The 26,988-nt window shown below is 37.3% G+C and carries 30 protein-coding genes and 3 pseudogenes; 24 read left to right on the top strand and 9 right to left on the bottom strand.

What is annotated here, in order from left to right:
- Positions 1–129: 129 nt before the first annotated feature.
- From J7J00_RS19840 to J7J00_RS19820, 6 genes and pseudogenes are all read left to right on the top strand, one after another.
- Positions 130–388 (top strand): annotated as a pseudogene (locus J7J00_RS19840) (alpha/beta hydrolase); the annotation flags it as partial.
- Positions 387–1,028, top strand: a pseudogene (locus tag J7J00_RS19835) (sensor histidine kinase); the annotation flags it as partial. The pseudogenes J7J00_RS19840 and J7J00_RS19835, both read left to right, overlap by 2 nt.
- Before the next feature lie 206 nt (positions 1,029–1,234).
- On the top strand, positions 1,235–2,104 hold the full coding sequence (locus J7J00_RS19830; protein WP_214793890.1) for a cation diffusion facilitator family transporter: 870 nt from the start codon (positions 1,235–1,237) through the stop codon (positions 2,102–2,104).
- A gap of 453 nt (positions 2,105–2,557) precedes the next feature.
- Positions 2,558–3,115: an ATP-binding cassette domain-containing protein gene (locus tag J7J00_RS28310; protein WP_286201481.1), complete on the top strand. Its 558-nt coding sequence runs from the start codon at positions 2,558–2,560 to the stop codon at positions 3,113–3,115.
- Between the two features lie 120 nt (positions 3,116–3,235).
- Positions 3,236–4,186 (top strand): ATP-binding cassette domain-containing protein, encoded by a 951-nt coding sequence (locus J7J00_RS28305; RefSeq protein ID WP_286201480.1) that lies wholly within the window; start codon positions 3,236–3,238, stop codon positions 4,184–4,186.
- A 466-nt stretch (positions 4,187–4,652) separates the two neighbouring features.
- Complete coding sequence (locus J7J00_RS19820) at positions 4,653–5,078, top strand: VOC family protein (protein ID WP_214793887.1); 426 nt, start codon at positions 4,653–4,655, stop codon at positions 5,076–5,078.
- Positions 5,079–5,435: 357 nt separating this feature from the next.
- Here the strand turns inward: J7J00_RS19820 and J7J00_RS19815 are convergent, their stop codons facing one another.
- Positions 5,436–5,699: a ribbon-helix-helix domain-containing protein gene (locus J7J00_RS19815; protein ID WP_309487212.1), complete on the bottom strand. Its 264-nt coding sequence runs from the start codon at positions 5,697–5,699 to the stop codon at positions 5,436–5,438.
- A gap of 249 nt (positions 5,700–5,948) precedes the next feature.
- Here J7J00_RS19815 and J7J00_RS19810 point away from each other — a divergent pair, with 249 nt between their 5' ends.
- The 6 genes from J7J00_RS19810 (at position 5,949) to J7J00_RS19785 (ending at position 10,527) form a co-directional block, all read left to right on the top strand.
- The gene (locus tag J7J00_RS19810) at positions 5,949–7,277 is read left to right on the top strand and encodes a PTS sugar transporter subunit IIC (RefSeq protein ID WP_214793881.1); all 1,329 of its coding nucleotides are present in this window, start codon (positions 5,949–5,951) and stop codon (positions 7,275–7,277) included.
- Positions 7,270–7,545: a hypothetical protein gene (locus J7J00_RS19805; protein ID WP_214793878.1), complete on the top strand. Its 276-nt coding sequence runs from the start codon at positions 7,270–7,272 to the stop codon at positions 7,543–7,545. Before J7J00_RS19810 ends, J7J00_RS19805 begins: the two co-directional genes overlap by 8 nt.
- A gap of 16 nt (positions 7,546–7,561) precedes the next feature.
- Positions 7,562–8,644, top strand: coding sequence for a DUF871 domain-containing protein (locus J7J00_RS19800; RefSeq protein WP_214793875.1), 1,083 nt, complete (start codon positions 7,562–7,564; stop codon positions 8,642–8,644).
- Between the two features lie 31 nt (positions 8,645–8,675).
- Positions 8,676–8,981 carry a PTS sugar transporter subunit IIB gene (locus J7J00_RS19795; protein WP_214793873.1) on the top strand — a complete coding sequence of 102 codons (306 nt, stop codon included), beginning with the start codon at positions 8,676–8,678 and terminating at the stop codon, positions 8,979–8,981.
- A 24-nt stretch (positions 8,982–9,005) separates the two neighbouring features.
- Positions 9,006–9,332, top strand: coding sequence for a PTS sugar transporter subunit IIA (locus J7J00_RS19790; protein ID WP_214793870.1), 327 nt, complete (start codon positions 9,006–9,008; stop codon positions 9,330–9,332).
- A gap of 292 nt (positions 9,333–9,624) precedes the next feature.
- A complete protein-coding gene (locus tag J7J00_RS19785) occupies positions 9,625–10,527 on the top strand; it encodes an aldo/keto reductase (RefSeq protein ID WP_214793867.1) in 903 nt (300 codons plus the stop codon).
- A gap of 282 nt (positions 10,528–10,809) precedes the next feature.
- Here J7J00_RS19785 and J7J00_RS19780 read toward each other — a convergent pair whose 3' ends face one another.
- Together J7J00_RS19780 and J7J00_RS19775 are read right to left on the bottom strand one after the other, a co-directional pair.
- Complete coding sequence (locus J7J00_RS19780) at positions 10,810–10,986, bottom strand: hypothetical protein (RefSeq protein WP_214793864.1); 177 nt, start codon at positions 10,984–10,986, stop codon at positions 10,810–10,812.
- Between the two features lie 391 nt (positions 10,987–11,377).
- On the bottom strand, positions 11,378–11,731 hold the full coding sequence (locus J7J00_RS19775) for a cell surface protein (RefSeq protein WP_214793861.1): 354 nt from the start codon (positions 11,729–11,731) through the stop codon (positions 11,378–11,380).
- Between the two features lie 281 nt (positions 11,732–12,012).
- Between J7J00_RS19775 and J7J00_RS19770 the strand changes: the two genes are divergently transcribed.
- The 4 genes from J7J00_RS19770 to treR all read left to right on the top strand — a co-directional run bounded on the left by J7J00_RS19770 (position 12,013) and on the right by treR (position 17,415).
- Positions 12,013–13,125, top strand: coding sequence for a DNA alkylation repair protein (locus J7J00_RS19770; protein ID WP_214793858.1), 1,113 nt, complete (start codon positions 12,013–12,015; stop codon positions 13,123–13,125).
- Between the two features lie 342 nt (positions 13,126–13,467).
- Positions 13,468–14,919, top strand: coding sequence for a PTS system trehalose-specific EIIBC component (gene treP / locus J7J00_RS19765; protein ID WP_214793855.1), 1,452 nt, complete (start codon positions 13,468–13,470; stop codon positions 14,917–14,919).
- Between the two features lie 80 nt (positions 14,920–14,999).
- Entirely contained in the window at positions 15,000–16,670 is a 1,671-nt protein-coding gene (gene treC, locus J7J00_RS19760) for an alpha,alpha-phosphotrehalase (protein WP_286201479.1), read from the top strand.
- Between the two features lie 31 nt (positions 16,671–16,701).
- The gene (treR, locus tag J7J00_RS19755) at positions 16,702–17,415 is read left to right on the top strand and encodes a trehalose operon repressor (protein ID WP_214793852.1); all 714 of its coding nucleotides are present in this window, start codon (positions 16,702–16,704) and stop codon (positions 17,413–17,415) included.
- 132 nt (positions 17,416–17,547) lie between these two features.
- Here treR and J7J00_RS19750 read toward each other — a convergent pair whose 3' ends face one another.
- Both J7J00_RS19750 and J7J00_RS19745 read right to left on the bottom strand, forming a co-directional pair.
- Positions 17,548–17,895 carry a DMT family transporter gene (locus J7J00_RS19750; protein ID WP_214793849.1) on the bottom strand — a complete coding sequence of 116 codons (348 nt, stop codon included), beginning with the start codon at positions 17,893–17,895 and terminating at the stop codon, positions 17,548–17,550.
- Between the two features lie 25 nt (positions 17,896–17,920).
- On the bottom strand, positions 17,921–18,247 hold the full coding sequence (locus J7J00_RS19745) for a DMT family transporter (RefSeq protein WP_286201478.1): 327 nt from the start codon (positions 18,245–18,247) through the stop codon (positions 17,921–17,923).
- Between the two features lie 263 nt (positions 18,248–18,510).
- Between J7J00_RS19745 and J7J00_RS28300 the strand changes: the two genes are divergently transcribed.
- The 3 genes and pseudogenes from J7J00_RS28300 (at position 18,511) to J7J00_RS28680 (ending at position 20,165) form a co-directional block, all read left to right on the top strand.
- On the top strand, positions 18,511–18,687 hold the full coding sequence (locus J7J00_RS28300) for a hypothetical protein (protein ID WP_286201477.1): 177 nt from the start codon (positions 18,511–18,513) through the stop codon (positions 18,685–18,687).
- 20 nt (positions 18,688–18,707) lie between these two features.
- A pseudogene (gene dnaN / locus J7J00_RS28295) lies at positions 18,708–19,237 on the top strand (DNA polymerase III subunit beta).
- A 784-nt stretch (positions 19,238–20,021) separates the two neighbouring features.
- Positions 20,022–20,165, top strand: a complete 144-nt coding sequence (locus J7J00_RS28680; RefSeq protein WP_214793847.1) for a DUF3956 family protein — start codon at positions 20,022–20,024, stop codon at positions 20,163–20,165.
- 339 nt (positions 20,166–20,504) lie between these two features.
- Here the strand turns inward: J7J00_RS28680 and J7J00_RS19730 are convergent, their stop codons facing one another.
- Complete coding sequence (locus J7J00_RS19730) at positions 20,505–20,999, bottom strand: AAA family ATPase (RefSeq protein WP_214793845.1); 495 nt, start codon at positions 20,997–20,999, stop codon at positions 20,505–20,507.
- 244 nt (positions 21,000–21,243) lie between these two features.
- Here J7J00_RS19730 and J7J00_RS19725 point away from each other — a divergent pair, with 244 nt between their 5' ends.
- Complete coding sequence (locus tag J7J00_RS19725) at positions 21,244–21,705, top strand: GNAT family N-acetyltransferase (RefSeq protein ID WP_214793843.1); 462 nt, start codon at positions 21,244–21,246, stop codon at positions 21,703–21,705.
- A 72-nt stretch (positions 21,706–21,777) separates the two neighbouring features.
- On the opposite strand, the gene J7J00_RS19720 is transcribed toward J7J00_RS19725, so the two are convergent.
- Both J7J00_RS19720 and J7J00_RS19715 read right to left on the bottom strand, forming a co-directional pair.
- Complete coding sequence (locus J7J00_RS19720; RefSeq protein ID WP_286201486.1) at positions 21,778–22,011, bottom strand: CotD family spore coat protein; 234 nt, start codon at positions 22,009–22,011, stop codon at positions 21,778–21,780.
- A gap of 179 nt (positions 22,012–22,190) precedes the next feature.
- Positions 22,191–23,111, bottom strand: a complete 921-nt coding sequence (locus J7J00_RS19715; protein ID WP_214793839.1) for an aminoglycoside phosphotransferase family protein — start codon at positions 23,109–23,111, stop codon at positions 22,191–22,193.
- 162 nt (positions 23,112–23,273) lie between these two features.
- On the opposite strand from J7J00_RS19715, the gene J7J00_RS28280 reads away from it, so the two are divergent.
- The 3 genes from J7J00_RS28280 (at position 23,274) to J7J00_RS19705 (ending at position 25,056) form a co-directional block, all read left to right on the top strand.
- Positions 23,274–23,573, top strand: a complete 300-nt coding sequence (locus J7J00_RS28280; protein WP_286201474.1) for an alpha/beta fold hydrolase — start codon at positions 23,274–23,276, stop codon at positions 23,571–23,573.
- Positions 23,558–23,854 (top strand): alpha/beta hydrolase family protein, encoded by a 297-nt coding sequence (locus J7J00_RS28275; protein WP_309487211.1) that lies wholly within the window; start codon positions 23,558–23,560, stop codon positions 23,852–23,854. Before J7J00_RS28280 ends, J7J00_RS28275 begins: the two co-directional genes overlap by 16 nt.
- Before the next feature lie 512 nt (positions 23,855–24,366).
- Positions 24,367–25,056 carry an N-acetylmuramoyl-L-alanine amidase family protein gene (locus J7J00_RS19705; RefSeq protein ID WP_214793837.1) on the top strand — a complete coding sequence of 230 codons (690 nt, stop codon included), beginning with the start codon at positions 24,367–24,369 and terminating at the stop codon, positions 25,054–25,056.
- Between the two features lie 913 nt (positions 25,057–25,969).
- On the opposite strand, the gene J7J00_RS19700 is transcribed toward J7J00_RS19705, so the two are convergent.
- Positions 25,970–26,608: a LexA family protein gene (locus J7J00_RS19700; protein ID WP_214793834.1), complete on the bottom strand. Its 639-nt coding sequence runs from the start codon at positions 26,606–26,608 to the stop codon at positions 25,970–25,972.
- A 134-nt stretch (positions 26,609–26,742) separates the two neighbouring features.
- Between J7J00_RS19700 and J7J00_RS19695 the strand changes: the two genes are divergently transcribed.
- Positions 26,743–26,967: a helix-turn-helix transcriptional regulator gene (locus J7J00_RS19695; RefSeq protein ID WP_214793830.1), complete on the top strand. Its 225-nt coding sequence runs from the start codon at positions 26,743–26,745 to the stop codon at positions 26,965–26,967.
- The last annotated feature ends 21 nt before the right edge of the window (positions 26,968–26,988 follow it).

Below are 26,988 nucleotides of genomic sequence, written 5' to 3'. Positions count from 1 at the left end.
CGCCTCCTCCTACTCGATTAATGAAATTCACTATTATTAAAAGTAAAAGTGAAAATATACAAAGAAAATTAATTAGAAATTTATTTTTAACATATATCCTTTCAGTATCACTTGAAAGGAGTTTTCTCTATGAGGAAAATGTTGAAAGTATCAAAGAATATATTTTTTACCTTGATTGCTATTATCATATTTGTAGCAATAGCTGTTTTTATTTACCATAATTATCAAAAGGGCAAGGAGTCTTCATTAATTAGTGAAGGAATATCCGTTAATTTTAATAACAAAGAAATTAATTAATGTATATACGGAAGGCAGCGGTGAGGATACATACGTTTTTATGTCCGGTTCCGGGATTGCTGCTCCTGTTTACGAATTGAAAGGATTATATAGAAAGAACGACCTATCGGGAATTGGAACTAAAACAACAGGAGGAAATGAAAAAGGAACTCTTAAATAAATTAAGGCATGACATCAATACACCTTTAACAGCAATAAGATTACAATTGTTTTATTTAGAAGGTCAATATACGGATCAAGTTCCACTTTTACAATCACTATATCAACAAATTGATTATATTTCCGAATTAACAAATGAATATAATATTCAATCCACAGATGCGTTAGATAATTCTTATATCTTAAATGATGAAGTGAACATGCACGATTTAATAGAAATGATGATTTAAAAATGGGGTTATTTGTATAACATGCATGGTATTGAATTAATTTATCATCCATTAAATGGAGAGTAGGAATGGATAAGTAATGACTTGTGGCTTCAAAGATTATTCGATAACGTTTTCCAAAATGTGTTGAATCACTCGAGGGCTGATAAACTTGTGATAACCATTGAAAATAATGGAGTCAGTATCAAGGATAATGGAATTGGTTTTGATATCGATAGTAAAAGTAAGGGGCTTGGCTTAAAAATAATTGAGGATATAGCTAAGACACTACATATAAAATATAATTTGCAATCAAACGAAAGCGGAACTTTATTTAGTTTTACAGTCGAAAAAACGATATAAATCTCACTTAATTCGTTATTTTTGCGGCATTAACATCCGGGGATTTTGTCAAGGATTCATCAATATTATTCTTTTCAGATAGTTTGCCTTATGCAACATAGTTATATATCACTTACTTATATAAAGCGATACAAAAAGGTTGCTATAGACCCACCCATTTTTAAGTTGTTATGATATTCAGGTACTTAATTGTGGGGGGAAGTTGAATGGAAGAACAAAAATATAATGACCTCAAATTAGGCGAACGTGGTGCAATCATTAGTATAATTGCTTATATTTGTCTATCAATAATGAAACTGGTTATAGGATACATAAGCGACTCAGCGGCCTTGAAAGCGGATGGTTTGAACAACACGACTGATATTATCGCGTCCATTGCCGTGCTGATCGGTTTAAGGCTAGCTCAAAGACCCCCCGATAAAGATCATGGTTATGGTCATTGGAAAAGCGAAACGATTGCTTCGATGGTAGCTTCATTCATCATGTTTGCTGTTGGTGTACAAGTTTTAATAGATGCCGTTGCTTCCATGCTTAAAGGTGGGAAGGAATCACCTGACATTATTGCAGGGTATGTAGGTGTTTTATCAGCAATAGCCATGTATTTTGTATACCGATATAATAAAAAGCTTGCAATAAAAATTAATAGTAAAGCCGTTATGGCAGCTTCAAAAGATAATATCTCGGATGCTTGGGTAAGTATCGGAACAGCTATTGGGATTTTTGGTTCCCAATTAAATATGCCTTGGTTGGATTCCCTTACTGCCATCATTGTTGGATTATTAATATGCAAAACAGCCTGGGAGATTTTCATTCAAGCCTCACATGAACTTTCTGACGGATTTGATGAAAATAAAATTCATCTATATAAAGATGTAATTACAAATGTGGATGGAGTCAAGGGGATAAAAGAAATTAAAGGGAGAAATTACGGGAATAATGAAGTGATTGATGTTGTCATCCTTGTCAATTCTACCTTGGATATTAAAGAAGCACATGATATAGCGACGCATGTAGAGAAAGTGATGATGAAAGATCATGGAGTATATGATGTTCATGTCCATGTTGAGCCCAATTAATTCTCTCTCTTTTTTATGAACATTAATAAAAAAGGAATAAAATGGCTTTACAAAAATATGAATAATATGCAATCATTAATTCATTACATTGGAAGGAAAAGGTACCTTATACAATGAAGCAGTAATCTTATCAAATAAACAGTAAATCTAAATCTATATCAATGGGTTTAATCGGCTAATTATGTTCAATGAAAATACGCGTTACTTTGTTTGCTTACCGGATTTATTGGTGAGTAAAGTGAATCACTATTTCATTTGAACAAGACTCTTTTTAGATACCCTTGTGAGATTTTATATGATTATGTTTAGAGATGGGATTCGTCTGTTCGTTTATAGGTACTAATTTATATACAACTGCTTTATCTGTTATCAAATCAGGTGAGGTATATTTGGTTTTGTATATTAATTTAGTAACAGGCGATCTCTCTCTAGAAAAATAGAGGGGGATTTTTCATGTTATTTTTAAAAGCGAATGATTTAAAGAAAAGTTACGGGAACCGTGAAGTTCTTTCCGTTGATTCACTTCATCTTTACAGCCATGACCGTGTTGGTTTGGTTGGTAGGAATGGAGAAGGTAAAACGACCTTGCTTTCTATTCTTGCGGGCATGAGGGAACCCGATACCGGTCATATAGAGAGCTATGGAACAGTCGGCTATATCCCGCAAATTGAAGAAACTGAACAAGAAATAAGCGGGGAGTTAACGAGCATATGGAAACTGCCCAATGAGAATCAAGAAATCATAAGCGGCGGCGAACTTACCCGAAGAAAAATCGCCGCAGCACTGTCTTCCAATGCGGATGTATTAATTGCGGATGAACCTACCAGTCACTTGGATATATATGGAATTCGACAATTGGAAAAGGATTTAAAGTCTTTTAATGGCGCTATTTTGCTTACTTCACATGATAAAGCTTTCTTAAATCACCTGTGTACAACAATATGGGAAGTCGAGCAAGGCAAGGTAACTGTATATGAAGGGAATTACGAAGCGTATATCAAACAAAAGTAAGCAAAAACTGAAAAAGAAAATAAACTATATGAAGAGTACAACCGTGAAAAGAATCGGTTAAAACAGGCTGCCCAAAACCTCCAAGCCAAATCTGATTCGATTAGGAAAGCCCCTAAACGAATGGGCAATTCAGAAGCAAGGCTCCATAAACGGAGCTCCGGGAAACAGAAGGCGAAATTGAACCGTTCCGCTGAAGCAATTGAAACTAGAATCGAAAAATTAGCAAAAAAAGAAAAACCGAGGGAAGATCTCCCTATAATCTTTGATATTTCAGAATTTCCATCTTTGCATAGCAAAAAGGCCATTCGATTTAATGGCTGTTCCCTGAAAGTCGGGTCAACAATGCTGAAACAACATATTTTTGGAGATGTCCCCCTAGCTTGCAGACTCGCCATCAATGGTCAAAATGGTTCAGGAAAAACGACATTATTGAAAAAGATAGTGGAACGGCACCCAGATTTATATGTCGCGAAGCCAGCAAAGATTGGATTTTTTGCGCAAAAACAAGAAAATTTGAATGAAAGTAAAACGGTACTTGAAAATATATTGGAGGACAGTCCCTACAATCAAGCCTTTATTCGTACGTTATTATCACGATTAGCTTTTAAAGGAAATGATGTTCACAAACAAGTAGCACTTTTAAGCGGTGGGGAAAGAGTCAGGGCTTCCCTAGCAAAAGTTTTTTTGGGAAACTATAATGTATTGGTTTTGGATGAACCTACAAATTACCTGGATATTCAAACTAAAGAGGCTTTAACCGAAGTGTTAAAAGCATATCCAGGAACCATCGTTTTTGTGACTCATGATCGTTCATTGATCCAATCGCTTGCAACACATTCACTTACATTTGAAGATGAACCTCCGAGAGTATGTGCCATCAATCAGAAATCAACTAAATCGGTTACGCTTAAAGATGGTATTCAAGATAAACAGGCTGAACTTCTTATGATTGAAGTGCAAATCATCGAGACACTTGGGAAGCTGTCCAGTGTTATGAAGGAAGAGGAAAAAGAGGAATTGGATAGGGAATACCTCCAACTCTTGAACAAGAAAAAGGAGCTTGAAGATTAAGTGCCATCCATAATTAAAGGCCCTTCTTAATCAAGAGGGGCCTTTTGATGGATAAAGAGCGGTTAAAGTAGGTGAAGATAAAATAGCAATAAAATGGATTAATCCTAATTAATCTTGATTGGTACTAAATGGAGATTTTATCAAATGGCAGTTTTTCCGACGAACAATCCCCATCCCGGACTTCATAGTAATATACTTTCGATGACGCTATAGGGGAAAGGAGGAAATTACGAATAAAATCAGTAATCCTTATCCTGCCACGGCTAGACTTGTGATCAAAACAACTGAAGAAAATCAATACATAGAGGAATAAAATCAAGCTCGATATCAGGATATTTCAGTTAATTATTCTACTATACAAGAATTCCTATTAGATTGACAAAAAAACATATTAATTTTAATCTGGTATGAACTAAAAGCGTTGGTAACCAATAGAAGGTGAAAGTAAGTAAGAAGGAGGTCAATCATGAAACCACGTATTACTGTCATAACATTAGGTGTGGAAGATTTGGAAAAATCGCTGAAATTCTATCGGGATGGCCTGGGATTTCAAACAGAAGGAATAGTGGGCAAAGAATTTGAGCATGGAGCTGTTGCCTTTTTCGACCTGCAAGATGGCTTAAAGCTTGCCATATGGAATCGAAGGGATATAGCTCATGAGGCCAAGGTTCCTTTGTCTCCGATAAGTCCTACTGAATTTACCCTTGGTCACAATGTAGGTAGTAAAGAGGAAGTGAATATTGTGTTGGAAAAAGCAAAAAAAGCTGGCGCGATCATAACCGATCCGGCACATGACACTTTCTGGGGGGGATACTCTGCACACTTTCAAGACCCTGATGGACACCTTTGGGAAGTTGTTTGGAATCCGCAGTGGGACATCATGGAATCATGAATGTGATCCATTTCAAGTTGATCTCGCTGAATAGCATCATGTTTTAGAAAGCATCCACATCACCTCAAGTTTAATCATTCTGTTTTAATATAAAAAAGACAGTAGGCAATAGGAGTTATATCCAAATGTTAAGACAAAGTTGATTGGAACGGAAGGTGCGAGACTCCTGCGGGAAAAGCGAGTCCAGGGGAGACCCCACAGGCGTAAAGACGCCGAGGAGGCTCCCGGACCGCCCGCGGAAAGCGCGTGCCTGGAGTGAATCAACGTTTAAATTGTAAAAGCCATAAAAAAAACTGTAGGCAAACTCGATTTTCTTCGAGTTTGCCTACAGTATGAAGAAGCACTTTACCTAGGGGTTTAGTGCTTTTTTTTATTAATGAATTCTTTACTTTTTTCAATCATTTCTTTATTCTTTTCTATCGCTTCGTTATTACTGTATTTCACCTGATTAACGGTCTCATTATCTTCCATGTATTCAAGCAACAAGTCTACAGCTTTATCCATCAGTCTTTCGATGGGGATACTTCTTTCTTCAGCCAGATTAGCGAGTCTATTAGACAAGTACGGGTTGAGAGTAATGTTTATTGGTTTTCTCGTTTCAGAATTAATAAGTCGTTCCACCTACAGTCTTTTTATCTATCATATACCTTTGATCGAAGTTAAACAAATATGTATAGGCTTGTAAGAGGCAGGGAGCTTTCTTTTTTGCTGTTCTAGGTGAAGCAAGGATTTTACACTACTAGATTTAAAAGTTTGTAACATAAACCATATTTTCAATAAAAATATTGACATAATCAATATAACGTTATAATGTTTATTTGTTGGAATTGTTTGTTTTTTTGGACTCTTATTCAAAAGGGGGAAAGGTTATTGAATAATTTTATGGGTTTACTCGAAATGAAAGTGCTTCCAGTTGCAAACAGGATTGGTTCACAAAGACATCTGCTGGCAATCAGGCACGGTGTTCTAGCAACACTTCCATTGACGATCATTGGATCATTCTTTGTTATTTTGTTGAATTTTCCGATTGATGGATATGATGAATGGATTGCACCTTATCGTGCTGCTTTGGATGTTCCGTTTCGGTTTACAGTGGGAGCAATGGCTTTATATGCAGCTTTCGGGGTGGGGTCAGCGCTTGCTGGCCATTATAAATTAGATCAGCTCAGTGCAGGCCTTCTATCAGTCCTAGCATTTCTGATTACATGTGTTGTGCCTACCCAAGTCATGGAATCAGTTCCAGGGGTGATAGAAGCGGGTCGCTGGTTACCTATCAGCTCTTTGAGCGCAGCCTCTTTATTCGGTGCAATCGTAACATCGCTGATTTCCGTTGAAATTTTTCATTTTTTAATTAAACGCGATATAAAAATCAAATTACCGGAAAGCGTTCCGCCAATGGTTTCGAATTCCTTTGCAGCCCTTATTCCAACATTGGTAGTGGTCCTTCTTTTCTGGGGTATTCGTTATGGTTTAGGCTTTGACATTAACTCGATCATCACTACTTTGGTGTCTCCTCTCAAAAATTTATTGGTAGGCAATAGTTTAATAGGTGGTCTGCTTACAGTCTTTCTCATCGTTTTCTTTTGGTCGCTGGGCATTCATGGGCCGGCAATATTAGGTCCGATCATACGGCCAATGTGGGATTCGGCAATTCTCGAAAATATGGATACATTTGCAAGGACGGGTAATGCGGCAAATTTGCCCAACTTATTTACCGAACAGTTCATTCAATGGTTCGTTTGGATTGGTGGGGCAGGATCGACTTTATCGCTTGTTGTACTGTTCTTATTTTCAAAATCGAAGTATTTGAAAGAACTGGGTAAACTTTCATTTGTTCCAGGGATTTTTAATATTAACGAACCTATCATTTTTGGAGCGCCAATTGTCATGAACCCCATTTTAATGGTTCCGTTCATTGTTGCCCCCTTGGTAAATGTCATAGTTTCCTATACATTCTTTCAATTAGGGTTGATACCGATGATAATGGCTAAGCTGCCGTTTACAGTCTTTAGTCCAATTGCGGCTGTCATCAGTACAAATTGGACGATCATGGCCGGGGTTCTGGTTTTATTGAATTTCGTCATCTCATTAATGATCTACTTTCCATTTTTTAAGATGTTCGAGAAGCAACATTTACGTGATGAAAATAAAATAGAAGCTGGACCAGAGGATAAAAAGGCGGGCATTAAATATGCTTGAAATAATTTTCGCAACCCTATCATTTGTAGGGGCCCAAATCATTTTTTCTCGTACCGGTCTAGGTGAAAAATTAACACCATGGAAAGCGGTTGGCCTTTCTATTGTAATCATTGGCTTTTCAATCATTCTGTTTAGCGCAATGGGATCAACTTATTATTTAATTGTCATTGTACCGACAGTTATTTGTTCTGTAATGGTATCCTCACGCTACCGTGACTATTTAATGGGTTTACAGGCCAAGAGGGCTCAATGGAAAGAAAGTAAGTAAGGAGGAATGATAGGTTATGAGAAGATTGGGTATTTCAATTTATCCGGAACACTCCACACCGGAAAAAGACAGGGAATATATTAAACTTGCCCATGGTTATGGTTTTGAACGAATTTTCACATGTTTATTATCGGTTTCAAAACCTTATGAAATTGTTATGGAAGAATATAAAAATATTATTTCTTATGCGAAAACATTACATATGGAAGTCATTCTTGATGTTGCTCCAGCTGTTTTCGACAAGTTTGATATCAGTTATGATGATCTGAGTTTTTTCGCAGAAATGGGAGCTGACGGTGTTCGTCTAGATCTTGGTTTCGATGGCTTGAAAGAAGCTAAAATGACATATAATCCTTATGGATTGAAAATCGAATTGAATATGAGTAATGATGTTGATTATTTATCGAATATTCTGACTCATCAGGGGAATAAAAATCAAATGATTGGCTGTCATAATTTCTATCCCCAAAAATTCACAGGTCTCCCTTATGACTTCTTCGTTTCCTGCAGTAAACGTTTTAAAGAACATGGCATTCGTACAGCTGCCTTTGTTACTTCACAAACTGGTGATATAGGTCCTTGGAGTATTAATGATGGATTATGCACATTAGAACAGCACCGAGAACTTTCAATTGATGTACAAGCCAAGCATCTATGGGCAACTGGTTTAATTGATGATGTCATTATCGGAAATGCTTACGCGAGTGAAGAGGAATTAAGTATGCTAGGATCATTGCAGCGAGACATGATCGAGTTGAAGGTGGAATTCCATTCGGATGCGTCACCAATTGAGCAAAAGGTTGTATTGGATGAATTACACCTTCGCCGTGGTGATATCAGTGAATATATGGTCCGTTCAGTGGAGGTTAGGAAAAAATATGCGAACGAAGACTTTGCAATCCGGGAAAGTATCCCACAGCGAAAAGGGTCCGTTTTCATCGGCAATGATTCTTTTGGTAAGTACAAAGGGGAACTTCAAGTCATTTTAAAGGATATGCCATTGGATGAACGAAAAAATGCGGTCGCCCATGTAGTAAAAGAAGAACATTTTTTATTGGACTATATTAAACCATGGAGCACATTTAAATTGATTAAATAACCTGTACCTAATTTTTAAAGGAGGAATACGGATGAATATACTATTATGCTGTTCTGCAGGAATGTCCACTAGCCTATTGGTCAATAAGATGGAGAAAGCGGCGGCGGAAGAGGGATTGAACGTGAAAATTCAGGCGATTGCCACTATGGAAGTAAGAAACCATATTGACGAGGTGGATGTTATTCTTTTAGGCCCTCAAGTTCGTTATTTACTTAATGATATAAAGAAAATAGGGGATGAAAAAGGAGTGCCGGTAGATACGATAAATCCAATGCATTATGGATCATGTAATGGCAAGGAAGTATTGCGTACGGCCCTCCAATTAATTTCAAAATAACATACTATCAAAAGGGGTGTTAATATGGCGAAAACAAAAGAGGATTTATCTGAATTATCATTTCAATTAATTCTTCATAGCGGGAATGCCCGCAGCTGTGCAATGGAAGCCATCGCCTTGCAAAAACAAGGTAAATCAGGCGATGCCCAGGATAAATTAAAGGAAGCGGAACATGAGTTTGTTGCTGCACATAAAATCCAAACCGCATTGATTCAACAAGAAGTGAACGGTGAGAAATTCGAAATTCCAATGCTCCTGATCCATGCTCAAGATCACCTGATGACATCCATGACAACAAAAGATTTAGCGATAGAAATCGTGGAATTACACGAGAAAACACAAAGGAACTAATGAAGTGATTCATGCTGGTAGGGGGGGGGGGAAGAGGTTGCTACGGCAGCCTTTTTCTTATGGACAAAACGGATGAAATTGCATGACAAGATTTCTTCAGCATAGGTTCATGAACCTATGCTCCGGGATATAAGGGTCACTCAAGATTAGGATTCTCCGAAATTTTAAATTATACTAATGTTCATGGCAGTAGCAATGATACTGACATAAATTAACGAAGGATAATCATGATGGAAAACTGAACAAACAACTGATTAGTAAGATTAATCATGGTATAAAAGGGGAGAAAAACATGCAAAGAGTCAATCTAACTGAAGATTTTAGTCTTTCACGCATTGTACACGGTATGTGGAGGTTGGCAGATTGGAGATTTCCTACAGAGGAAATCCTATCTCTTATTGAACATGGAATGGAGCGGGGCATCACTACATATGATCACGCCGATATATATGGCAGCTATACGTGTGAGGAGATTTTTGGGAAAGCCCTTTCATTAAAGCCATCTTTACGCGATAAAATGGAGATCGTTACGAAATGTGGCATAGTTCTTAAATCAGAAAACCGTCCTTCTCATAAAAGTCACCATTATGACACTAGTAAAACCCATATAATAAAGTCTATTGAACAATCTCTTATGAATCTTAAAACGGATTATATTGATTTATTGCTTATCCATCGTCCGGATCCCCTGATGGACCCGGCGGAAACAGCTGAGGCGTTTAATCAATTAAAAGAATCAGGAAAGGTCCGTAACTTTGGCGTATCGAACTTCAAAAAAACGCAATGGGATATGCTTCAATCTTACCTTGAATATCCCCTTGTGACGAATCAACTGGAACTTTCCGCATATAATCTTGAAAACTTCGAGGACGGAACCGTTAATCTATGTCAACAAGCGGGCGTGGCTCCTATGGCATGGTCACCTCTTGCAGGAGGAAGCATCTTTGAGGAATCGAATGAAAAGGCTGTCCGCTTAAGGAAAACGTTAGAAATCGTAAAAGAAGAAATCGGTGCTAACGGAATAGATGAAGTGATGTATGCATGGCTATTGAGACATCCTGCAAAAATCATTCCGATTGTTGGATCCGGTAAGAAAGAACGACTGGACAGCGCCATTGATTCATTAAACCTAAGCATGGAAAATGAACAATGGTTTAACATTTTAACCAGCTCGATGGGACATGATATCCCGTAATGATCATACAGTTGATTCAAAAAGAATGGGACGAGAGCCCATTCTTTTTGAATTATAAGAATCATTGGGAATCAAATAAGCAGTAAACAAGAGGGTGTTTATACCAAATTTCTAATGACATTTCTCCGAACCGTTCCTCAAAGTCTAACCTTAATGGAGCAATCAATTCAAGAACATTTCCGTCTGGGGTTATTAGCGAGAACTAAGGTTGTTGTAAATTAAAGAATGGCAGGATGTCAATTCCTCTATATTTCAGCCAATCTTTTACCGATGGCATGTCACCTAATCAATTTGTAAAGCCGCATGACGGATGGAAGGACGATAGGGAATTTCCACTTGGTTTGTTTTCCTAGGACCAAGCCCACTTTTCCCTTTCTCTAGCCAGAAGTAAACGACCCTCCCGCTTCGATAGGCAAGCTCTAAATCAAGTTTACAGTAAAATTCAATTGACCTTGGCATATGAATCTGGTAAATGCGCTTCAGCCTCCCGGAGTGGGAGGTGGTGGGGTAGATCTTTCTATGGCCAACCAAGGGTCCGGTACTGTTGACAGACGCCCAAAATAGTTCTCTACACTCTTTTTATTGTAACGTAATTATATAAATACAGAAAAATCAAAGCAAAGAAAGCTAAAATGAAGCTCTCAAAGTCATTTGGAGATTGAAAGTTATATATTTGTTGAAAAAAAACTAAAAAACAAAAAGGACGCTGTGCTACATAATCATCTATCTTTTATTCCTCATACTTTGATTTCGATCTTTCACGATTTGTCTTCACTTCATTTTTAACTGCATTTTTATATTTTTTTATTCTTTAGAACATACAATTTCACTCTTTTTATTTACATCTATTTCAATTAAACTTTATAGTTCCTACAGAAGATGTAACGCCAGCTGTTTGACTTACTTGAGAGTAATCAGATATTTTGACATCTTGTATGGTACTTGCCGTATCCTTTCGAATAACCCCTGATTTATAGTTATTCCACACGGAAACTCCTGAGGTGAAATTTGTTGAATATTTTGAGCTACCGCCCCAATCCATATGTCTTCCTGAATCCACTAAGTCCCATGTTAATGTTTTAACAATTACAGTTGCAGCATCTGGTTCTTTAGATGATATAGAAGCGAATATTGAAAATGAAATTATGATCAGTGCAACTACAACAACAGTTATTTTTTTCTTTAAAAGTATGTATGTTTCCATAGGCTACCAATCTCTCCCTTATAATTTAATAATCTATCAATTCCATAACAAACAAACTTTATTCGTAAAGGATTCCAAATATGGAATGATTTATATAGAAAATGATTCTCCTTGATTTAAGGGTGGAGAATGACAAGGGAAGCTAAAGGATTATTTTTGATATGATTATCAAGGATGTTATGTGTTCAGGGTATTGCGTTAACTCCTTGTTATATGATAGGGGAAAATGCTATGGTTGAGTTACATTAGCAAGTCCAATATGAAGAAAAGATGTGAAATAAATGGCTGAGCCCTTAAAGGATCTATATAATGAAACGTTCATTCGTGAATTCGGTGAAAAAGTAAAGCGTGTCCATCCGTCCTTCACTACTGAATCGTTTGTAGAGGAAGTGATTGATGAGGATTGGGACAATAGAAAGTTAAAAGAACGAATTAGACATATTTCGATTACCCTTGGTATGCATCTTCCTGGTGATTATCAAGAGGCATTGGATATTTTGTATCGAATTGATAAGGATTGTGAAGGGTTTAGATATTTATTTTTCCCGGACTTTGTCGAGGTGCATGGATTGAATAAGGAAGATTGGCCGTTATCGCTAGATGCGTTGGAGCGTTTTACTGCAAGGTCATCTTCTGAATTTGCAATCCGTGCTTTTATCATGCTTGATCCCGTTTTAATGATCGAGAAGATGAAGGAATGGACCAAGCATGATGATGAGCATGTCCGCAGGCTGGCAAGTGAAGGATGCAGGCCAAGGTTACCTTGGGGACAAGCTTTACCGATGTTCAAATCCGATCCGACACCTGTATTGGAATTGCTTGAGAACCTGAAAAGCGATCCGTCTCTTTATGTACGAAAAAGTGTGGCAAATAACTTGAATGATATAGCGAGAGATCATTCAAATGCCGTAATAGAAACTGCCAAGCGCTGGCATGAAAGCGGAGATCCTAACACGATTTGGATTGTCCGACGGGGATGCAGGACTCTAGTTCGTCAGGGAGATCCAGAAGTCCTTTCAATATTTGGATACACGGATGTATTGAATAATCCGAATATCATTACAAACGCATTTGTTAGAAATGAACCTGACTCGATTTTTATTGGGGAAACCAGTGAACTTCATTTCGGCTTTCAAGTGCATGCGAAGAATACAGCGAAACTTCGCATTGAGTATGCCATCGATTTCGTAAAAGCCAATCAGAAAACGTCCCGTCAAATTTTCCTTTTGGCAGATAGGGATTTCTCAGATGGTGAAGGAGTTGAAAGGGTGAGGATTCACAATTGGAAAGACCTGACGACTCGTCGACATTACATGGGAATCCATCGAATCTCCCTTCTCATAAACGGAGTGGAATTTGCAGAAACGCAAGTCAAACTAAACGCTGATGGATAAAGGATCTTAAAAAGTATGGGAGTTCTTAATTAATTACGGAGTACCAGCACTTATAACTAACAAAAACGAGGAGCTGAGAGCTCCTCGTTTTTATTTATTTCCTGATAGTGAAAGATTGCAAATCATTCATTAATGCAAGGAAAACGTTTATCACAGCAACAGTTAAAACAGGTGAAACATCTATATTGTCAATAACAGTTGATAATCAATCCTTTTAATGTGAGGGAAATAGTTCTTGACAGAACCTGTACGTACAGGATAATATGAAAGCGTATACAGAACCTATACGTACAGGTTATAAAAACAACTATATTTTGCTTTCTAGGGAAAGGAAGTAGTGAAATGGGTAAATACACAGAACCAGCAACGGATTTGCTTCAACATGTCGGAGGGAAAGAGAATATTGCGACGGTTACGCATTGTGCGACAAGAATGCGTTTTGCTTTGAAAGACCCCTCCAAGGCGGATGTAACGAATATCGAATCGATTAAGCTTGTGAAAGGAACGTTTACACAAGCTGGCCAGTTCCAGGTCATAATCGGGAACGAAGTATCATCGTTTTATAATGAATTCGTTTCCATAGCTGGACTTCAGGAAGCGTCAAAAGAAGATGTGAAAGAAGCAGCTAAACAGAATATGAGCTGGCTGCAGCGTATGATTGCCCATCTTGCGGATATTTTTACCCCGCTGATTCCTGCCATAGTCGTTGGCGGACTCATTCTTGGATTCCGCAATATCATTGGCGATATTAAAATGTTCGATGATAGCACAAAGACCCTTGTGGATATTTCACAATTTTGGTCAGGAGTACATGCCTTCCTTTGGCTGATAGGTGAAGCGATTTTTCATTTTCTTCCTGTTGGGATCACATGGTCAATCTCGAAGAAAATGGGCACGACTCAAATTCTCGGCATCGTCCTTGGTTTGACCCTGGTTTCCCCACAACTTCTTAATGCATATGCAGTGGCAAACACAAAGGCAAGTGACATACCTTTTTGGGATTTCGGTTTTGCCCAGGTCAATATGATCGGCTATCAGGCTCAAGTCATCCCAGCGATACTTGCAGGGTTCGTCTTGGCATATTTAGAACGGTTCTTGAGAGATAAAGTGCACAATTCCATTTCCATGATCGTCGTTCCATTTTTTGCTTTACTTCCAACTGTTATCATTGCCCACACCATTCTGGGGCCTTTAGGCTGGAAAATCGGTTCTGTCATTTCTACGGTTGTATATTCCGGATTGAATTCATCAGTTGGCTGGCTATTTGCTGCAGTTTTCGGCTTTGCCTATGCACCGCTTGTCATCACGGGACTGCATCACATGACAAACGCAATCGATCTTCAGCTTATGAGTGAACTTGGCGGTACGAACCTATGGCCGATGATCGCATTATCCAATATTGCACAAGGAACGGCAGTGCTTGCGATGATTTACATCAACAGAAAGGACCAGGAGGAAAGACAAGTTTCCATACCCGCTACGATTTCATGTTATCTCGGTGTAACCGAGCCAGCCATGTTCGGGATTAACCTGAAATACGGCTTTCCGTTCTTAGCCGGTATGATCGGTTCACTTTTCGCAGGCATCGTTTCAGTCGGATCTGGAGTAATGGCAAATTCCATCGGTGTTGGAGGGATCCCGGGTATCCTATCCATCCAGCCACAGTACATGGGAATGTTTGCACTCGCGATGTTGGTTGCTTTCGTTGTGCCATTCATTTTGACTATCGTATTCTCCAAACGTCCTAAAATGAATTTGAAAACAAGAACGAAAACAACGAAATTAAATGCTTAATAACGTGGAGGGAGAGAATTCTCCCTCTTTTTTACCATACTTGCAAAAGAGACATCAGGGATAGCAGAGGAGGAATCACAATGAAGGATTTTAAAAAAAGTACCATCTATCAAATTTATCCGAAGTCATTTAAGGATTCGAACGGTGACGGCATCGGGGATATAAATGGCGTTATTGAAAAACTTGATTATCTGAAAGAACTGGGAGTGGATTATATTTGGCTTACCCCTTTTTATCGTTCACCTCAGAATGATAATGGATATGATGTAGCGGATTATACATCCATTGATCCTGTTTTCGGGACGATGGATGATTTCGAAAGATTGGTGAAGGAAGCTAATTCGCGGGATATCCAAATCATGCTGGATATGGTATTCAACCATACATCAACAGAGCATGAATGGTTCCAAAAAGCATTGGCTGGAGAGAAAGAATATAAGGACTATTATATTTTCAAGAAATCGAAAGATGGAGAGCCCCCTACCAATTGGATTTCGAAATTCGGAGGCCCTGCATGGGAATATGTAGCGGAACATGATGAATACTACCTTCACTTGTTCGATCGGACCCAAGCTGATCTTAATTGGGAAAATCCCAGAGTAAGGCAGGAAATCTTCAATGTAGTAAACTTCTGGATGGATAAAGGTGTCAAAGGATTCCGTTTGGATGTGATCAATCTTATTTCGAAACCTGACATCTATGAAAATGACAATGATGGAGATGGACGATGCTTTTATACAGATGGTCCCAAAATTCATCAATTCCTTAAAGAGATGAATGAAGAAACATTTGGGAAGGATGTAGAGGTGATGACTGTAGGGGAAATGTCATCGACGACCATTGACCATTGCATCAAATATTCTTCTCCAGTTGAAAAGGAGCTGTCCATGGTATTCAGTTTCCATCATCTAAAGGTGGATTATAAAGATGGGGAAAAGTGGTCACTTGCAGATTTTGACTTCAGGCAGTTAAAGGAAATCCTAAGTAGCTGGCAGTATGGGATGCAAGAAGGAAATGGATGGAATGCCCTGTTCTGGTGCAACCATGACCAGCCGAGGATCGTATCCAGGTTTGGGAATGATCAAGAGTATCATAAGGAATCTGCCAAGATGCTGGCAACAGCCATTCATATGCTTAGGGGAACCCCTTATATTTATCAAGGGGAGGAAATAGGAATGACCAACCCGAAATTCAATGATATTGGAGAATATCGGGATGTGGAATCGATTAATTATTATAATATTTTAAAAGGGGCAGGCAAGGATGAAAAGGAAATAATTGAAATTCTTCAAGCTAAATCCCGTGATAATTCTCGAACTCCCATGCAGTGGGAAGATACGGAGAACGCAGGCTTTACCAAAGGGACACCATGGATTTCAGTGCCTGATAATGCTAAGATCATCAATGCTGAACACGCACTGAAGGATCAGGATTCCATTTTTCATCATTACCAAAAACTTATATTCTTACGCAAGAAACATGATATCATTGCATATGGGGACTACCAGGAAATTCTTGGCGACCATGACCAATTGTTCGCTTATGTTCGCAGTTATGAAGACGAGAAACTTTTGGTCATCAATAACTTTTATGCAAAAGAAGCGTCCTTCGAGATTCCAAAAGATATTGACCTATTCGGATACAACTCAGAGCTCTGGCTCTCAAACTATATCGATTCGAAAGAACTCGCAGGTGATTTAATCCTTCGTCCCTATGAATCGGTTGTCTATTTGTTGAAAAAGGACAAGTAGCAGACTAAGAAAAATATATTGTGGTGATGAAATGAACAGCAAATATCTATCGCTATATGGTGATATCGTTTCAAAAATTGAAGAAGGAATTTTTCCGACAAATTCAAAGCTTCCTTCCGAAAGTAACTTAATGGAAGAGTATGATATATCCAGGGATACTGTGAGAAAGTCATTACAGTTGCTTGAACAAAATGGATATATTCATAAAATCAAAGGCAAGGGTTCATTTGTCTTGGATTTCAGCAAATTTAATTTTCCTGTAGCAGGGTTGATTTCCTATAAAGAAATGGTGGAAAAGTTGAATTTGCATTCCAAAACGATCATCCATAAGTTGGAGCTTGAGACCCCCGATTCAAACATGACCAAGCTTCTGGACTTAACGGATGGTGGTAAAGTATGGAAAGTGTTTCGGGTACGGCAAATCAATGGCAAGAAAATCATACTGGACAAAGACTATTTCAAAAGCGAGTTCGTAACTAACTTGACGAAGGAAATTTGTGAGGATTCGATTTATGGATATATCGAAAAGGAAATAGGGCTCCAGATTGGTTTTTCCAATAAGGAAATTACCGTGGAGCCATGCAGTGAAGAAGATAGACAATTATTGGACATAGAAGACTTCGATATGGTGGCAGTTGTGAAAAGTACGGTCCATTTAATCGATGGAAGCTTGTTTCAGTATAGTGAATCCAGGCATAGACCCGATAAATTCAAGTTTACGGACTTTGCACGAAGGACTTGGTGAAGGCTAAAGGTGTTTAAAAAGAGAAGGTCGCCGTGGCGGCCTTTTTTAATGCTGTTCAAAGGATCAATTTTTCTTATAGATATCAAATTGGACTCTTTTTATTTTTGAACAAGCGGAAGGATCGTCAAACCATTAGTTTGACGATCCTTCCGCTTGTTTGGGAGTATGGGAAGCATTTAGTAAAACCACTCCACCAATGATTAATACTAAGCCACCTAATGTTGTGATACTAAATGGCTCACTCCATAATAGTAAGCCAATTAATGCCGTTAAAGCCGTGCCTATTCCTGACCAAATGGCATAAGCTAAGCTTAACGGAATTGTTTTAAGACATATAGATAAGCTATAAAATGCAATTCCAAAGCCTATTATAACCCCAAATGAAGCGAATAAATGCGTGAATCCTTCAGACAACTTAAGCATGGTCGTACCAAATACTTCGCTTATGATAGATATTCCTAAAGCTATGTATCCTTTCATACTATTACCTCCGATTACTAAATTGTTAATTGCCTCCACTTGAGAGCTTCAAAACCACCACTCCTCCAATGATCAGGACTAAACCTAAAAATTTTTTCATGTTAAAGCTTTCTTTATAAACGATAACTCCGACTAAAGCCGTTAAAGCTGTGCCTATTCCCGACCAAATGGCATAAGCCGTTCCAAGCGGTATGGTTAGTAATGATAACGATAGGCAATAAAAAGCCAAACCCATTCCAATTACCACACCAATGGAAGGGAATAACCTTTTAAACCCGTTTGATACTTTTAACAATGAACTGCCAAACACTTCACTTAGGATGGCTATTGCCAAGAATGCATAAGGATTCAAGATGAACTCCTCCTAAATATTGATCTATTTTTCAATCACTTTCCCCAAGAATCTTATCATCTAAAGGACTCATATAAAACTAATACCACCTATAGTTAGTTTTATATTTTCTGTCATAGCAGTTCACGCTCAATATTAGGCTGAAAATGATACAATAAGCCGGTTCATCGAACTAACAGCAACATATAAGAAGGGTGAACAGGGGTTTTTAGGGATTTTGTCGAATTATTCCTTAAACGATTATAATGGGGTGAACTTATTTCATGGAATTTATAATAAACAAAAAATGCTTCAATAAGGCGATTACAGATGTCAGCCATGCCGTTTCCATAAAAACACCTATACCCATTTTATCAGGAATAAAGATAGTGGCTAATAGTGATTGCTTAACCCTTCTTGGCAGTAATTCAGATATTGTCATTGAAAAAACATTCCTTTAACGATTGATGGTGTAAAGGAATTGGAGGTTTATGAAAGGGGCACGGTTGTATTATCGGCAAAATATTTAAGTGAAATCGTTAAAAAATTACCTGATGTCATCCATGTAAAGCTGAACGAAAATCAATCAGTTACTATTAAATCAAATGAAATAGTAACAAACCTAAATGGATTACATTCCGGGGAATACCCAAATCTTCCTCAAATAGATGGAGCAGGTTATTTTAATATCCCAAGTGTTGAATTATTGGAAATCATAAAACAGACAGCGTTTGCCGTTTCTAAAAGCGAGGTCAGACATGCTCTGACAGGAGTCAATTTGTCAATCAAGGAAAACAAGCTTACTTGTGTTCAACAAATTCCCATCGTTTAGCGTTAAGAGAACTTCCGTTAGAATTGAAGGTGAATGGGTCATTCATCGTTCCAAGTAAATGCCTTTATGAGTTAACCAAGTTAATTAATAATGAAGCGGGTATCATACATATTTTCATCACAAAAAGCTATATAGTCTTTAAAATTAAACACTATCTCACTGTATTCAAGGCTGATTGAAGGTAATTATCCGAATGTATCAGGATTGCTGCCAAAAGATTTGAAAACGATCATCGCCATGGATACCAATGCACTATTAAAGGGTATTGATAGGGCCTGCCTTTTTGCAAGTGAATGGAGAAATAACAATGTTCATTTAGAAATCTTGGATAATTATGTGATAAATAGTCATTTTGACTGCTTGAGTACTGTCGGAAAAATCTCTTTTGAGAGGTTTATTTTAAGATAAACCTCGATAGAATATATAATATTAATATGACCCTATAATAGCTAAATACTCACGATTCGTTTTTCAGTAGGGATTATTCTCCTAGGACCAGTAAGGATCGCACCAAGTACAATACCTGAGCATTTAAGTCAATGGGTCTTCATTTTATAACACGGAAAAATAAAAAGATGAAGATATGCAGCAAACCCATGCTAGGCTTTGGAATAAAATAAGAAAGAGGGAGAACAAGTCATACATATGACTTGTTCTCCTTTTTGTTCTAAGGAAACCGCCACTTCAATCATACAGTAAGGTCGATAGGTGCTGCTGGGTAGTTCAATGTTCGCATCAAGCTTTTCTTATGAATCCAATTTGGCTAAGAAGTATGCCTTTTTCCAAATGCAAAACTAATACAATAACTGCTAAAACGCCCTACTTTCATATGCTCTGATTGTTCTTTATCTACATAGTAATTCAAACATACTATTTCCTCTTAGAAACAAACTATTAACCTATTTCACTATCATATATCTTTCATATACTACTATATCTTTTAATAGAAAGGGGGAAGAAAGAGTGCAATCACCTTGTATTTTAGAAGTTAATGGTCAATTCTTTTTAGTCACTGAAATTGATGATGTAGCTACACTTAGAATCCGTATTTCCGCTCTATTAGCATCAACTTTAATAGGATTAGGATTCCCAGTCTGCGGCGAATAGGTTACTTTCCCAACATTTATTAGGTATCCCACTTCAATAATGCTAGTGCATAAACTATACAAAACTAGTTAATATAATAAGATGTTATCGGCATGTAATAAGGGATTTTCTATAGGAAGATCCCTTTTTACTACTTCTTCAATAACAAAGTTCTTCATCTTCATAAGAATATCAGTATGAACATATGTGCCCGTAAATTAAGAGCTAAACAAAACCACTGGTTATACCGGCACGTTTATTTGGCTAAGAAAGCCAGCAGCAGACAAGAGTGGCTTTAAGAAAAAACGTACGCATTCCATCAGAAAGCTTCATATCTGCATTTATAGAATTAATCTTCCTTTACTTAGGCAAGTTCTCCATTATCCATTGTTTAATTAACTTAGCGACTTGGGGCGGCGAAGTGGTAGAGGTGTCTAAAGTAGGTATTGGTGGAACTGATGTTTTGGCTTCTTGAACTAACTTCTCAGATAGTGCATTCATATATTTAATGCTGTCAACCGTCCATTTGCCACGAGACGATAATCGTTGTGTACGAGCTTCACCGTTACAATAAAGATGTAGGTAATGAACTGGATTAAAGAAAGGGAAATGGTCGCAAATTTCAACATTATATGGATCGGGTACATTACCGAATAATACGGAATTACGTCCGGAATATGCACTATAATAGGCAACTTTCAACCAATTATCACAAGCTGTTTGATAATCGTCATTGTTAACGATAAGGTCCATATCAAATACATTGAAATCCACCATGATTTCCTGCAATTCCAGTGAGGTTGCTGATTTACCTGAGCCACTAATGCCAGTTACAATAAAAAGAGGGTAAGTCATGAACATCACCTTCCATTATGTTAAGGAAATAGGTTACTAATATCATAAATATTCTCACTTTATTTATTAGTATGTTGAAACTGTTGATTCGCGCCTTTTTTAGCCAGATGAAAAAAGAAACTTGAATGCATATTAGTTTTTTTAAGTATGGGATTCTTCTTTACGGCTAGGATTGTACTTTTGGAATGTGGACGTTTCTTTTTTGTAATATAAAAATCCACAGGATGTAGACAGGGGGATAATTATGAATGTTAGTCAAACCTGGGATCATGAAGTTATTGCAAAATTAAATCAAAATGTTCACAATCTGCATGCAAAACTATATCCGAGTTATTTTAAGGAATATAATTATAGTGCAATGAAAGAAACTTTCAAAAGCTTGGTGAAAAATAACAGTTTTGTTTTTTTAGTTTTAAAAGATTATGAAGAACCAATCGGTTACGTATGGATTGAAATTAAAAACTATCCAGAAAGTGCTTTTAAAAATGAGTATAAATCAGTATATGTGCATCAGCTTAGTATCGCTGAAAGTCAGACCCAAAAAGGTTACGGTAAAAAACTAATGAATGAGGTCTATGAAATTGCTAAAAAGAACGATATAGATTTAATTGAACTGGATTATTGGTGTGAAAACATTGCTGCAAAAGAGTTTTATAAGAAACAAAACTTTAAAAAGTATAGGGAGTTTGCATTTAGACAGTTGTAAATCCTTTTGAATGTCAATTTTCAAAGGTTGATAGCAAGAATTAATAAAAACCCCGAATCGGGGTTTTATTAATTAATATCTTAACATTCTCCTCGAAAGACTGGGGGGCTGAGGAACTCCACAAACAAAGCTTTGGGTATAACACTCTTTCACGATACTTCGGGTATGCGGTATATATGTGGTGAAATGTTTATTCACGGTAGTTGTATGTGTCGGGTGAAAAACCGGAATCACATTGTTAATGACATTAGTTTTAACATATTGCTTTGTCGGGGAGGTTTGAGGTGGATTATACTGAGTAGGCATTCTGTGAGGTGGGCAATATTGTGGTGGATATTGACCGCCTTTCGGATGCCCCCAGGGCTTATTATACATTTAAACACCTCCTGGATATTTTTTGGAAGTCATTGTTAGTTTATGAAAAAAATTGATAAAGGGACTGGTATAAATGCCTTTATCAAAAGTTCATGGGCATATCAGATCTTTCACTCATTACGAATTTGATTAATTGCTTGACGAACAAATGACTTGTGTCTTTTCTTCCAGCTATTTTCCTTGCTTTTTTCCAAGCCCCATTCAGGGAATGTAGATAACCGTAATGCGGCAAATAATTGCCAGAAGGGTAAATTTGTAAAATCCAACTCCGGCATCATGGATTTATATCGATGGGTGAAGTCATTCATTGCTTGCATTCCAAAATGATATGAAATTTCGAGTTGACTATTGGCAAGGTCAGCCAAAGGGTCCCCTAAGCCTGAGTCTTCCCAATCAATTATGGAAACTAGTTTATCCTCTTTCCATAATATATTTCCTGGCCAATAATCACCATGAAGGATTACTTCTTTATTCTTGGAGGGGAATGGAATGGAATATTTTAACAAATCCCTAATCGTGCTCAGATTTAATGTTTCGTCCAGGCTTACCCTTTCTTTATTATTTAACATCTCGACATATGTATTTTCTACTTTAGGCAGGAATGATAAAGATAGATCTGCACAATTAACACGATGGATTTTTGCTAGATTGATTGCCAATTGTAATATATGATGATTAAGATTTGAGGGGGTGAATTCTGACTTACCCTCAATAAACTCTAGAAGTATGCATGGCTTGGAAAATATCTCGCAGGATTGCTCGAAGTAATATGGCATCGGTACAGGCAAACCGGCAGCTTTCAATATCCCTAAGAGCTTGTGTTCATCTGCTGCAATATTTGGATTCCGTTTCAAGTCATTATCACCATGCTGACGAACGATCATTTTTACGATCCTGCCTGACGATTGTAATATTTCAAGTCCTGTCACCTGTGCAGAAATACCGCCTTTTAATTCCCATACGCGAATTAGCTTGTTTCCTTGATCAAAATTTTGAACCAATCGTTCAAAATTACCATATTCGTTCATCATATGTCATCTCCTTAATCCCGTTCAATGTTAAGGTATTTAAGTTCACATTTTCCTATAACTTTCGTGAAAAAATTCAAAGGCCTCATATTTGGAATTTCAATAAATGAAACCAATAGCTTGTTACACACGCAAAGTAATTTAAACAAGTAAGGTGTGCTGACATTGAAAATTGAAAAATATAAAGTGGATACACCAAAAGGGACGTTACAATATAATATTAGTGGAAACGGCAAGCCAAATATAGTTTTGATTAACGGTGGTTCTGGACCGATAGAGGGTTGGATGAAAATCCACCCGGTAATTTCGGAATCTGCATCAGTATTTTCCTATAATCGTTTTGGTGTTGCTGGCAGCGATAAACCGAAGGAAAGCCAAGACGGGATAAATATTGTTAACACTTTACGTGAAGCATTATCAATCGTGGTTTTGAACCTCCATATTTATTGGTGGGACATTCCCTAGGCGGCTTATATGCTAATTTATATTCCCGACTTTACCCAAATGAAGTAGCGGGAATTGTTTTTTTAGAATCCAGTACTGCGAAAGATATCAGCCTTAATGAATATCAAGGCAAGGCAGTAAAAACCATTAATAAGATGTTCAAGGTGTTTGATTCCTTGTCTTCACATAAACAATTCAATGAAGGTAATTTTGTGGAAAAAACTGTGGATCAAATCCAGCAAACTGATACATTTCCCGAAATACCTGTATTTGTAATTACTGGCGGACAAAAAATCGAATGATGCCGGAGAAAATTCGAAAAAAACGACTTGAGAATCAATTGGAATTACTTTCGATGTCAAAAAACAGCAAACACATTATCGCTGAAAAAAGTGGACATTTTCCACAATTATCAGAACCCACCATAGTGATTGACTCAATCAAAGATTGTGCAGAAGCAATAATTAAAATAAACCATCACCAATAAATGCTAAGCCTTTTGTTAGAGCATTATTGTTAATGTTGACTTTTTCTTAAATCTCTCTATCTCATTCCAACTATATTTATAGATGGGTTATCTCCAATAATTCCTGATGCCAAAGTGAAAAAAAAGAAGATAACTTTTTCAAAAAATTTTCGTCCATTGGGCGAATGTCATAATATAATATGCCAAAAAACACCTTTTGGGGTGTGTTTTTTTTGGAACGGCAGGCGAGATGAAGAATTCTATATTATTTTGAAATTTCTTTAATCCGATAGTTATGTGTACAAGCATTTATTCATACATAACATAAGATTAATAGAGGTGATAGAAATGGTAAAAGTATTTATTGATCCCGGCCATGGAGGTACGGATCCAGGCTCTGTGGGGAATGGATTAAGAGAAAAGGATTTAACTTTATCCATTGCAACTCGAATTAAAGACATCTTATTAACAGAATATAATAACGTTTATGTGAAAATGAGCAGGACCCAAGATACGTACCCCTCCTTAAACGATCGTACGAATGCAGCGAACGCGTGGGGAGCTGACTTTTATCTCTCCATCCACATTAATGCTGGCGGCGGAACTGGGTACGAGGATTACATCTATACGTCCACTAACCAAATCTCGAAAACGTATCAAGATCATATTCATTCAGAGGTTATGAAGCTTATCAACATCCAAGACAGAGGACAAAAAACAGGAGATTTACATGTACTCCGTGAAACGGACATGCCTGCACTCCTGTCTGAAAATGGATTTATCGATAATGTCAATGACGCAGCCAAATTGAAAACAGCTTCCTTTATCGAATCACTGGCTCGCGGACATGTAAACGGTTTAGTTAAATGCTTCAATCTTACAAAGAAAAGTACAGCTGTATACCACACTGTCGTTAGTGGGGATACCGTATACTCCTTAAGCACCGCTTATGGCAGTACGGTTCAGCAAATTAAAGATTGGAACGGTCTTGACAGTCAGTACACCATTACAGTAAACCAGAAGTTGCGGGTTAAATGAATAATTAATAATTGACTGGTTAAATTATTTATAACTTCCAGAAGCACTCCACGCAAGAAGCCCTTCTTAAAAGAGAGGGGCTTTTCCAGGTTCAGGAATATGTATGTGATGAAATAATCATGTACATTCTACTGTCCTGATTTGTCCATTCCCTGGATAATAGTGGAGGGAGTGAAAGGAGAAAAATAATAAATTTGCACAGAAGGCACCCGCACTTTCGTAAGCATAGGCTAGGGGAGAACACGCTTCCCTACGGATTTTCACCGGCAGGAATTCCACCTGCCTCAGCGTATTTGCTTTTCGGTACTTCTGAAACCCTTACCTTGCGACCCGGTGGCTACAATGTTTTCCGGCGCTCTTCCCTTCTAGAGCTACAGAGGCATATGCTTATTCTCCAATTATAAGATTCTTATATGAAGATGTGAATCGAATAATAAAAATGAGAAATTTGATTGCACAATATAGACAATTTCATTCTTTTTGCATGAAAGGAAAATTTACTGAAAAATGCGTCCTGGAACGCATATAGTTTCCAAATGCATTCACTTAATGAAAAAGTAATCTGGGGAAAACGGATATGATATTTTAAATCGCCGATTGACAATTGCAGGTGATTCAATGTTAAGATAGTGATCGTTTTTTTAAATTCATCAGTAAATGTCTAAGAAAACTGGTTCTGTGGGAATTGTATATGTTGGTTATTCCACTTCTTAACTAATGTAAGCTATGTTTTATTATAGGCTGACACAAATTTAACTGGATTCTTTGTAATGACATATAAAAAGAACAATACTAAAAAGCACAAACCATAATGGCTTGTACCTAAAATGTATCAGCAAATAAATTGAATCTATGTATTGTTGCTCATTATTCCTTTATTTTCCTTTGTGTAAAGAAATCCTCGAGTTGGATATTAATCGTATATTTTAATGGCTTGAACCACTTTTCCTAAAATACGGACTCTATCATTTTTGATGTTATAGGTTTTTTCTTCATAAAAAGGATCCGTGCTGCAGGGAGTAAGTATGATGTTTTCTTCATTGATATTCACTTTTTTGACTGTAGCATCGTGACCATTTACTAAAACCACACCAATTTTTCCGTTTTCGACGTAGGTTGTTTTTTCAACGAGAATCAATGATCCGTCTCTGAATTCTTTGTTCATGCTATTGCCACTCACTCTAAGGAAAAAATATTCTTTATTCGAATTTAGCATCGAATTTAATGTCGGCATATAGGCTTCAATATATTCATTGGTAAAATTAGGATCTCCAGCAGGGATATTTCCGTAAACACCAATTAATCTTACATTCTTTTCATTTAGGAATTCCATTCCAGGATTATTTCTAACGACTGGTGCTCCTTCAATGAGGTGGGATAGCGGTATTTCAAAGCATGTGGACATCATGCTCAATTTATCCATTAAAGGTTTATTCCGTCCGGATTCCCAGGCCGATACTGCCGTTGGGGCCACTTTTAATATATTTGCCAAATCTTCTTGTGTCATTTTTCTTTCTTTTCTTAACATTTTAATTCGTTCACCAATGTGCATATTTCTTCACCTCTTACTTGAATATACACTATGAGTGAAAGTGAGTAAACTTAAAGTGCGTGAATTTTGCGAAAAATTGTTGGAAACTATACTTCAAGTGTGATATCATTTTTTTAGACAGGTGGTGACAAGATATGACAAACGTTAAGTTCACACTTAAACAAGCGAGGAAGTATAAAGGATTAACTCAAGATGAAATGGCTAAAGCGCTGAAGATGGCCAAGAGGACTTACATTGACTATGAGCAATATAAGATTCCTTTACGAATCGATAAGGCTTATTTATTTGCTGAATGTGTAGGATTCTCAATCGACGATATCATTTTTTTTGACCCTCACCTACACTTCAAATGTAGTTGAAAGTTCAAGTGTACCAGCGTT

The organism is Bacillus sp. ISL-4, from assembly GCF_018613275.1.
In the GTDB taxonomy this organism is placed as follows: Bacteria; Bacillota; Bacilli; order Bacillales; family DSM-1321; genus Peribacillus; species Peribacillus simplex_E.
Note: the sequence above shows the minus strand (reverse complement) of the source record. Positions and strands in the feature narration are given on the sequence as shown.